The organism is Streptomyces lonarensis (assembly GCF_012033735.1).
Classification (GTDB): Bacteria; Actinomycetota; Actinomycetes; order Streptomycetales; family Streptomycetaceae; genus Streptomyces; species Streptomyces lonarensis.
Genome location: NZ_JAAVJD010000007.1, coordinates 12,295 through 22,633, shown reverse-complemented (window position 1 = coordinate 22,633; position 10,339 = coordinate 12,295). Strand labels below are relative to the sequence as shown.

5 protein-coding genes are annotated in these 10,339 nt (G+C 68.7%); 3 read left to right on the top strand and 2 right to left on the bottom strand.

Annotated elements, in window-relative coordinates; all coding sequences use genetic code 11:
- Positions 1 to 19: 19 nt before the first annotated feature.
- The 3 genes from HCN56_RS02345 to HCN56_RS02335 all read left to right on the top strand — a co-directional run bounded on the left by HCN56_RS02345 (position 20) and on the right by HCN56_RS02335 (position 1,635).
- Positions 20 to 298 carry a hypothetical protein gene (locus HCN56_RS02345; RefSeq protein WP_167967747.1) on the top strand — a complete coding sequence of 93 codons (279 nt, stop codon included), beginning with the start codon at positions 20 to 22 and terminating at the stop codon, positions 296 to 298.
- A 297-nt stretch (positions 299 to 595) separates the two neighbouring features.
- Positions 596 to 1,450, top strand: a complete 855-nt coding sequence (locus HCN56_RS02340) for a helix-turn-helix domain-containing protein (protein ID WP_167967773.1) — start codon at positions 596 to 598, stop codon at positions 1,448 to 1,450.
- Positions 1,447 to 1,635 (top strand): DUF397 domain-containing protein, encoded by a 189-nt coding sequence (locus HCN56_RS02335; RefSeq protein WP_167967746.1) that lies wholly within the window; start codon positions 1,447 to 1,449, stop codon positions 1,633 to 1,635. Before HCN56_RS02340 ends, HCN56_RS02335 begins: the two co-directional genes overlap by 4 nt.
- A 46-nt stretch (positions 1,636 to 1,681) precedes the next feature.
- Here the strand turns inward: HCN56_RS02335 and pglX are convergent, their stop codons facing one another.
- A complete protein-coding gene (gene pglX / locus HCN56_RS02330) occupies positions 1,682 to 5,344 on the bottom strand; it encodes a BREX-2 system adenine-specific DNA-methyltransferase PglX (RefSeq protein ID WP_167967745.1) in 3,663 nt (1,220 codons plus the stop codon).
- Positions 5,345 to 5,432: 88 nt separating this feature from the next.
- On the bottom strand, positions 5,433 to 10,103 hold the full coding sequence (gene pglW / locus HCN56_RS02325; RefSeq protein ID WP_167967744.1) for a BREX system serine/threonine kinase PglW: 4,671 nt from the start codon (positions 10,101 to 10,103) through the stop codon (positions 5,433 to 5,435).
- Between the last annotated feature and the right edge of the window lie 236 nt (positions 10,104 to 10,339).

The following is a 10,339-nucleotide window of genomic DNA, read 5'->3' as shown; positions in this document are numbered from 1 at the left end:
CCTGGGGGAAAGTTGCTCCATGAGCGCCAACCCTGACTCCATCCCGGGCGAAGGCCCCGCCCGCCCGGTCTCCGTCGTCCCTCCCGACGGCGTCATCGCCGCCCTCGGGGCGCGCACCGGCACTCACGGTAGGTCCGCGTCCGCGGCAGCACTCCTGCAGCGCCGGCTCGAACGGGAACGGCTGCGCGAGCTGATCGCGGAGGCCGAAGCCGAACACGGGCCCGTGGACCAAGCGGTGGTCGACGCCAAACGGGCACTCCTGCGCGGAGATGTGACCGACGCGGCGGAGAACGCATGAGAGGCACGCTCGCCGCTGCGAGGGCCTGCCCAAGCTGGTGGGTCGGGCCGCCGACCGAGACCGTCGCCTGCCACGCGATCGGCGGACGGCCGGGGCGGTGTGGCCTGGGATGCCGTCGTGCGCACAACCGTCCGGGAGGGCTTGCTGTGCCCGCCGGTCTGCAAGGACGCTGCCCATACAGATGCGTCTGTCCTGGTTCACTCTCGGGGCTTGCCGAGTGACCCAAGGTAATTTTGGGCTGGTTGGCCGACGCGGCGTACGGGGCGCATGGCACAGAGCACGGAAAGCGGGGCGGCGATGACGGCGGACCAGGACGGCAGCGGTACGGCGGTGTGTGGTGAAACCGAACTGTCGGACAGTCTCCAGACGTTCGGGGCCGTCTTGAAGGCGCTGCGGGAGGCCGGAGGGTTCACGCAGGAGGAGCTCGCGGCCCGGGTGCGGTACTCGCCGGCGTATGTCGCGAAGATCGAGCAGGGCAGGCGGTTCCCGCCGGAGACGCTGCCCGGGAAGGCGGGCGAGGCGCTGGGACCCGTCGCGGGCAAGGTTCTCGCGGCAGCCGCGAAGACCCTGCGGAGGAAGGCAGGGCTGGCTTCCTGGTTCCTGCAGTGGGCGGGGATCGAGGAAGAGGCCATCACGCTGTACGCGTACGAGTGCCGGGCGATTCCGGGGTTGCTGCAGACCGAGGGGTACGTCCGGGCACTGTTCGACCGCAGACTCCCGCCTGTGACTGAGGAGCAGCTGGAACGCGAGGTTGCCGCTCGGCTGGACCGTCAGAAACTGCTCACGCAGCGGCCGAACACCGCCTTCAGCTTCGTCATCGAGCAAGCGTTGCTCGAACGCCGCTTGGGAGGAGCCGAGGTCACGCGCTCGGTCATCGACCACCTACTCGACGTTGGCAGCCAACGCAACGTGGAGATCCAGGTGATGCCGCTTCAGCAGGAGGATCACACCGGCGTCGACGGTCAGATGTACCTGGCCGAGCGGCCTGGGCACCAGTGGATCGGCTACGTCGAAGGTCAGCGCTCCAGCAGCCTGATCACTGCTCCGAACGACGTCAGTGTGCTCCTCCAGCGCTATGGCAAGCTGCGTTCCCAGGCCCTGGATTGCCGGGCTACGGTGAGCTTGCTGGAACAGATGCGAGGAGCGCTATGAGCACCACGGAATACCTGGGCTGGTTCAAGAGCAGCTACAGCGGAAGCGAAGGCGACAACTGCATCGAGGTCGCACTGGACGCCGAAGCGGTCCATGTGCGGGACTCCAAGGACCTCGACCGCGACTCGTTCGCCGTCGCCCCCGGTGCCTGGGCGGCTTTCGCCGCGCACGTGTCGGGTGCCTGACCGGCGTCTGTGAGGCGGCGGATCAGCCACCTCACAGACGCACTGTTCAGGCGGACTCTGCGGAGGCCGCTGCCTTCTTCCTGGGGGCGGCGGCCTTCTTCGCGCGGGTGGCGGGGGCGGGGCGCCAGGCGCGCAGCGTGTCGTTGCTCAGACCGAGCTCGCCCTGCTTCTGCTGGCGGAAGGCGAGGATCTCGGCGGCGGGGGACGCGGCGAACTCGGCGTCGTACTCGCCGTACCACTGGTCCAGCCAGGGCTGGAGCTCCAGCAGGCCGGCCAGGAACGGCACGATCTCCTCGTTGCTGAGACCGGCGGTCTGGATGTACGAGGCCAGCGCGAGCGCCTGCTCCAGGTGGTCCCAGCCGGCCCACCCGTACAGCTCGGGCGACTGCGCGTTCACCGTGCCGTACGAGACGAACCGCTCCTTGGGCACGTCGAGCTTGCCGCGGGCCCGCCAGTAACTGGGCTTGAGGAAGTCGGCCGACGTGTACTTCGGCGGTACGGGCGTCCGCTCCCGAATCTTCCGCTTGGCGGGCTCGTCCGGCGCGGCGTCCTCCTCCCGCTGAAGATCCCAGACGTGCTCCCAGTCAGCCCGCTTCTTGAGCGCGGCGGGCTTGTAGCGAAGAGCCGAGACGAAGGGGACGTGTTCCTCGGAGAGCAGATCGCGGACGGTCTTGGCGAGGTCCTGCCGGGGGGCGTAGAGGTCGGCAACGGAGGTGAAGTCCTCGTCGGCGGACAGGGCTTCGGTGAGGCGGGCGAGAGTGGTGACGGTGGGGTTGTCGTTCGCGTCGAACCAGTAGGAGCGGTTCTCGATGCGATTGAGCAGCCAGGACTTCAGCGCCTTCTGCCGCATGGAGTCCCACCCCTCGGTTGCCCAGCGCCGCTTGTACTCCGGACGCTCGATCATGCCGATGGCACGGTTCGACTCGATGACCTCGATCCGCTTCTGCACGAGAGCGCGGTAGTCGTCAGGCCAGTGGGCGGGGATGTCGGTGATGGGCGTGGACCCGTGCCGCTTGAACCACTCACCACTTGCCTCGCCGGCCTTGACTCGGCGCGCGAGGACGATCTCGAAGGCCCGCTCACCGAGGGCAAGTTCCGGGACAGCGGATGAGTCGGGCAGACGCAGGTCCTCGGAGTGCAGGTCGTAGAGGGAGTAGACCTGCCAGTCGAGCTCCTCTTGGAGGGCGATCATACGGGCTCGGGTGATGTCGTAGCGAGCTTGGGCTTCACGCAGCGCATAGACAGTGGGAAGAGATTCAGCCACCAGTGCGGCTGGGGTCGCAGTGAACAGGTCCTGGGTGAGAGAGTCGATCTCGGTAGCGAGAATCGTGGGAAAGTCGCCCGGAAGAGGAAATTCGTTGATCTTGGTTCCGTTGAATTGGTAGAACTGTTCCCATTGCTCTGCGGCAATCCCTCCGCCAATCCCTCCAGCGCCCATATTGTGGCTCACCATTTTGAGCCAGAATCCAGATGTGGAGCTATTGAGTAGTCCGAGAATCTGAATGTAATCTTTCTCGGTTACCCCTTTCTGGAGCTTGATCACGGAGGCGGATTTATTGTGGATGCGCCCACCTCGATCGAGTGCGAAGTGATTATGGGTGGCAACGAAAGAGAATGTAATCAAGAATCGTGATTGCAGTCGATCTGCCTTGTGGAAGGCGTAATCTGACCATGGCATGGATCGTTGCTCTTTAGTCTTTCCGAAGTATAGAGTCCCGCGGAGGATCCTGCGGCCTGGCCAGAGCTGAACCTTCTCCAGGGTTTGGCGCTCTTTGGGGGTCGCCCCCATAGGGTAGATAGCGCTTGCTGCCGGGGTGCAGCTCCATTCGCGAACTTGATCACCTTCGAGAAATGGGCGAAGGGGGTGAATGTTCAGGTTGACCCATCGGGCTGACGGATTGGGGATGATGAACAGGTCGTCGTCCCCGGTAATGGCGCTCGATCCTACAGATTCAACGATCGAGGAAAGTTTTGCCGCTGCACCTTTGTTGAGTGAGTCGATCATTTCCTGTCCGCCGGCAGTTAGAACCCACGGATGCTTTCCGAAACAACGCTCGCTCTCCAAGTCGTCCACTGACACCCATTGGCTGGCGGATCCAGGCCTATCAATTTGCTCCACGATTGCCCGCCAAACCAATCCTTCCTCTGCGTTCTCGGGTGTGATTGGCTCCCCTTGCACGCCGCGGGCTGTTCGCGTCGACGTCGATCGTCTGCCGCCGCTCCTCGGCCTACCGACCAAGATAACCGTTGGCGTTCCATGCTCTGGGATATAAGCCCCCGAGGTGTCGATTACTTCGGTGAGCTCAGTTTTCTGCGCGAAGAATTCCTCAATGAGCTTCGCGCCGAATTCCCGCTTCATGAACGACCTGGCTGTGATTTGGCCGACCATCCCCCAATCGTGCCCGTTGTCCATGCCGCGCTTAGCGAGTTCGAAGAACCGCTGTGCGAAGGGAACCGACAATGCGTACTTCCCTGCGCATGCGTCGTACAGCTCCCGGTAAAGCTCGTTCAGCTTTTTGTCCTTGACCGTGATGTACGGCGGGTTGCCCACCACCACGTGGTAGCGCCCCTGCTGCAGAATTCCCGGGTGCTCGTGCACATCCTCTGTCGCGTACGAGAACTCGGCCAGCGGGTCGCCAGGCGCACTCTCCTCGCCGAGCGTCAGCGGCAGTTCCAACTGCCGGTCCTTGATGAGCGAGTCACCCACTGCCAGATGGATCGGCCAGTCGTACTCCCGCGCCGTCGCGAACGTCCGCATTCCGCTCGCCGCCATCGCCGCAACGAGCAACCGGAACCGCGCCACCGCCACCGCGAACGGATTCAGGTCCACCCCGTGCACCGACTCCAGCGATGCCCGCACCCGCTCGTACGCGCCGACCTCCGGCCGCTCCTCACTCCACAGCCGAACCAGCCGCCGGAAGGCGCCCAGCACAAAGTGCCCCGACCCGCACGTCGGGTCGATCATCTTCAGCTCTTCGAAACCGAACTCCCGCACCGCAGGCGTCATCGTGCGGTCGAGGATGAACTCCTCCACGAACTCCGGGGTCTGGAGCAGCGCGTACGTCTTTCGCGCCGCCTCGCTCAGGTCCTGGTACAGGTCACCCAGGAACCGGGTGTCCCAGCCCTCCGTGCCGTCCTCGCTCAGCGCGTCGGTGAAGTCGTGCACCAGCACCGACGTGCTGCCGGAGCCGTCCTCCGCTTCCGGCTCCACCGACTTCTGCTCCCGCCAGAACGCCAGCAGCGCTCCCGCCCCGTCGTGCGACAGCGGAATCTGGTACAGCGGGTTGTGGTCCTGGTCGAACAGTAGCCGCCCCGCCTGCCCCGCGCCCAGTTCCGCGAACGCCGTCTCCAGCCACCCGCGGTACGTCGGGTCGGCGTCCTTCGCCATGTAGTCCTCGTACCGGGCCTGGGCGACCTCGCGCCCCGCCACGTCCGGCGCCGTGATGTACGGCTCCGTGATCAGCCGGTTGTCCTCGCTGAACCGGACGAAGACCGTGCCGAGCACCCACGCCACCGCGACCTGCGTGACCCGCTCCCCGAGCCAGGAGTTCCAGGTCGCCGCCGTCCGCCCCACCTTCTTCGCCTGGTCGTACTCACTGCGCAGCCGTGCCCCGACCTCCGGAACGGTCTTGACCTGGGCGTCCAGGTCGGTCTCTGCCGCCTTCACCTGCTTCTGCAGGTCGCTGAGGAGGCTCTTGCGGTCGATCACGGACTGCTCCCGAAGTGGTGACTGGGTGGCTGGGTGACTAGAAGGCGGGACGAGAAGGAGGAGAGAAGAGGCGGCGATCCGCCGTACGTCAGGCGGCGTCCGGCGGCAGATGTTTCCGCGCCACCCACGCGTCCGGCACGACGATCCACTCGTCGAACCCGGCCTGGTATGGCACGTTCTGCCCGGCCAGCCTCGGCGCGCGCGCCGGGTCGGACTGGGCGACGAGCAGCCACAGCGGGCTGCCGCCCTGCCGTGACTCCTCCGCGAGTCGGCCCAGGAGGTCGAACGCGTCGTAGCGTGCGAGCGCCGCCGTGTCGGTGAGGAGCAGCGGGCCGCCGGCCTGCGCCAGGCGCTCGCGAAGGAGCGGCTCGACGCGCCCCCACGCCTTGTCCGTGCGGACCCGCAGCTGCTGGTGGTGCCGGGTGCCCGCCTCGGCGGCGTCCGCCTTGAGGACGGTCTCCCACGTCGGCTTGGCCGCCTCGGCGATCACGGCGCGCAGCTCGGCCAGGAACAGCTCGGTCACCGAGACAACCGCCGCCCCATAGGGCTGGTCGGCCAGCCGTCGTACCGCCGTCTCGGCGCCCTGCTGCGGCACGGTCAGGACCCGGAACCCGTCCTGCCGCGCCGAATGCACGAGCCGCTGCTCGGCTTTCACCGCCGCCGCGACCGCCGCGTCCGCGTCGTACTGCGTCGGCGCGGCCCGCCGCGCCGACGAGGTCGCGCCCCAACTCGCCGACGTCAGACCGCCGGTGAACTCTCCGGCGGGCAGCTCCGGGACGAGCCGGAGGGTCTTGTCGTAGCGGGTCGCCAGCTTCAGCTCGAAGCCGGCCTCCTTCAGCAACCGCACCAGCGCGCTGCCGTCCGGCAGTTCGCGCGGAACGAGGGGATCGTCGCCCAGATCGGGGAAGCGGGTCGCGACCCGCTTGTGCAGCGCGTCGACGGTCAGACCCGGCTGGCGCTCCTCCTCGACACCCGGCTGCACGGCGACCACACCGGCCTGGGTAATCCGCAGTGCGCGCACGAGGTCCAGATCGCGCGGATAGATCTCCAGGCGGGGCGTGAGCGCGGCCCCCGGGGAGGCCGCGACCGCGATCTCGGCCGTCCGCCGCTCGTCCCAGCCGAGCTTCCCCGGCGGCTGCCGGATCGCGGCCAGCTTGGTGAGGACCGTGCTCGCCGTCGGCAGGGACTCCAGACGCGCCAGCTCGTCCGCCTGCGCGCCCAGCTTGAGCGCGTACTCGCGGAGCGCCGGCAGGGTCGGGGTGTCCGCGCCGTCGTCACTGCCCTCCCCGTCGCGGACGTCGATGACGATCAGCCCGAGCACCGGGTCGGCGCCCTTGGGCAGCCGGGCGTGGAAGTAGCGGAACCGCGGCGGCGTCTCCTCGATCTGCTCCCGGAACTGCTCCCGCTCCACCACCGCACGCAGCAGCGACAGCGCCAGCGCACGCCGGTCCCGACGCTTCGCCACCTTGCTGCCGCGCTGAGCGAGCAGCGCGTCGGCGAGTTCCAGCACCGGCACGACCCGGCCGCGCTCGGCGACCAGCTCGACCAGGTCGTCGCTCAGCGGCCCCAGCGCGGCATCGCGGTACCAGCGCTCGCGCGCCTTCTTCACGATCTGCGGGATGCGGCCCACGGTGAGGCCGAGGGCCTTGGCGACGTCCGCCTGCCGGACCCAGGGCAGCCCCTCGGGCAGCACACCGTTGTCGTCGGGAAGCCGCAGCAGCAGCCGGACAGCCTCGCGCTCCGTCGCGTTGGAACGGGCGCTGCCGCTCGACGGGCGCGGCACCAAGCGGGAGGCGAGGGCATCCAGGCTCAACCCGCGCAGCACCTCCCGGCCGGTGTCGCCGCCGTCCGCCGCGACCGACTCGGCGACCGCCTGCTCCAACTCGGTGGCCTCCTCGCGGGCGGCCTTGAGCGCCTCGTTGCTCATCGGCGCCGGCGTTCTGCCGAGCCGCAGGTTCCACTGCTTCTGCCGGTTCTGGATCTCCGTGCGGGTCCGGGCGCCCATGCCCGGCGCCGTCAGGAACTTCCGCACCGAGTAGTCGAGGACGTCCCCCACGGTGTTCAGGCCCAGGTCGAACAGCTGGGACTGCGCCGCCTGCGTCAGGCCCGCCACCGACAGCGGTGTGGAACGGTCGGCCTGCTCGGCCTGCTTGTCGCGGATCTCCTCGGCCGAGGCATCGTCGTCGCTCTGGCCGATCCGCGGCGCTGCGCCCTCCACCGCCGCCGTCGTGTTGCCGTGCCCGGAGCTCGGCGCGGTCGTCCGCCGGGCGTCCAGGAAGATCGCGTTCCAGGCGCGCACCATCGGCTTCAGGTCCGGGAAGCGGTCCTTCACGTCCCGGGCCAGGGCCTTGCGGAAGAAGGCCACCAGGCCGTCCCGGACCGGGTCGTCGAAGGCGTCGGCGGCCAGGTGCGGGTACGGCCACTCCTTCGCGTCGGTCTGCCGGGGCGTGACCGACCCGTCGCCCCAGCGGGGCAGCTCGCGGGAGGCCATCTCGTGCAGCGTGACGGCCAGCGCGTACCGCTCGGCGTGGCCGTCGTACGAACTGCGGGTGATGACGCCGACGAAGGGGTCGAGATAGCCCTCGGTGCCCGCCTCGATCTCCTTCGCGGGGTATCCGGCCAGCGAGAAGTCGATCAGCACGAGCTGGCGGGTGCCGTTGGGACGGAGCCGGATCGCGATGTTGTCCGGCTTCAGGTCCCGGTGCCAGATGCCCTCCGCCTCCAGGTGCTCCACCGCGCCGAACAGATACGTTCCGTACACCTCCAGCTGGTCCATCCGGAGGCGGCCGTAGTCCCGCAGCTGACGGGCTACGGTCTCCTCGCGTCTGCGGGCGGCCTTGCCCGTGCCCTCCGTGTCCAGGGCGCGGCTGTCACCCACGTACTCCAGGGCGAGCACCCGGCGGCCCGCGAGGGTCAGCGGCTCCCGCTCGTACAGCGCGATGATGCTGGAATCCCGGTGGATCCGGGCCAGGACATCGGCCTCCCTGTCGAGCACCACGTGCTTCGCCTCGCTGAGCGCGACCTTGAGCACCGCAACCGGCAGGCTGCCACTGCGACGCGGCTCGCCCGCCAGGTCGCGGACCAGGAATGCCCGCGCGGTCGAGCCCGTGCCGAGCCGGCGCAGGACCTCCCAGCGCCCGGCGAGCAGGTCACCGGCGCCGGCCTCCAGCGGGTCCTTCTCCGGCTCGGTCTGCTCCCCGCCGGCCGGCGAGGCCGGGCCAGCGCCGGAAGCCGAGTCGCCGTCCGCGGCGTCCTTGACGTCCTTGGCGGCGAACGACTCCTCGACGAACTCCAGCATCTCCAGGAAGTCATCGACGGTCGAGAGCCGGCGGCTCGGCTCGTACGCGGTGGACGCCTCCACGAGGTCGTCGAGGTCGGGATCGAGGCCGTCCACCAGCGCGCTCGGGGCGAGCGTCTCACCTGCCTCCAGGCGGGACAGGACCTCAGCCTGGGTCGCACCCGGCGGCTGCCCGGTGACCAGGAGATAGGTGAGCACACCGAGCCCGTACACGTCGAGCCGGACCGGGTCCGCCTTCGGGATCCGCAGCTCGGGTGCCAGATACGGGTCGGTCTGCTGGGAGAGGTGCACCCCGGAGACTCCGGAGGTGGCATGCGTCAGCGGCTTGCCCTGGCTGCCGCTGTGGCCGGAGGCGATCTGCCAGTCCGCGATCTGCAGCCGGGGGCTCAGCCAGCGCTGCTCCTCGCTCAGCTCGTGCCCACGCGGACCGCGGTTGCGCGGGATCACGTGCACCGCATGCGCCGCCAGCGTGCGGTGATGGAGCCGGTTGGAGTGCGCGGAACGGAGCGTCTCGGCGAGCTGGCGGACCAGCGCGAGACGGCCGGGCAGGTCGAGGTGCTTGCCGTGTTCCACGAGGTAGTCGTCGAGCCTGACGGTCTCCGGGTGGTAGTCGAAGAGGATGGTCGGGCCCGCCGGGTGTCCCGACGGCAGGTAGCTCTTCAGCTGGACGGCGCCCGGGTGCCGGAACCGGCTGAGCACCGCGGCCTCACGCGCGGCGGCCTTCTCCACCGAGGCGCGTGCGGCGTCCGACGCCCCCCGTTCGCTGAGGAAGACCCGCACCCGTGCCAGATCGTGCAGCTGGGTGTGACGCCCCAGGTAGTCGGCCCAGGTCGGACCGGAGTCGAACGACTTCGACTCCAGGAGGTACGACCCCACCTCGTGCTGACGTCGGACGGGCGCGATGCCGAGCTTCTTGAGGGCCGCGTCGACCCGGAGCGAGACCGCGGCGGTCACCTGCCCCCGGCCGCCCTCCGGGGGGCGAGCGAGCATTTCCACCAGCTGCCGGATCGTGAAGACGCCGTTCAGGTCGGCGCTCGCCAGATTCACCCGGAGCTTGTCGTGGGTGAAGCAGACCGCCTCACCCACCCAGATCCCCGGCTGTTTACGGGCGCCCTTCTCGACGCCCTTGATCAGGCCCGCCAGCTCCTTGGCTTTCTGGTTGGTCAGGTGCAGCGGGTTGCCGTGCCGGCGCTGGACACCGCTGAGTTTCGTCTGCACCCAGCTGCTCCCACCACCGCTCACCGACCCGTGCCAGTCCTTCAGCTCGATCAGGAACACACCGGCCGGCGCGGTGACCATGAGATCGACCTCGCGGACGTGCCCCCTTTCCGCCGTGAAGGTGAAGTTCGACCAGGCACGCCAGGGCTCCTCATTCGGCAGGAGCCTCCGGATGGCCTCAAGACCGCGGCGCTCGTGCTCGAACTCGGACTCGGTGACCGTCGTCCACCGGCCATCCTCCATGCGGCTCCCGCCCCGTGTCAGCTCATGTCCGTGCGCGCCGGTCGCCTTCTTGTTGGTGCGTCCCGGGCCGCCCGGCCGAAATCCCGGAAGAAATCCTAGACGGTGACACCGACAGCCAGCGGTCCAGAAGCGACAGCGGCCGCACAGCGGCAGGCCGGCGGATGGACGGGCACTGGCGAGCGACCGGGGGCGCGCCCTGTGGTGCGTCCGAAGACGTACTGGTCGGACCGCTCGGC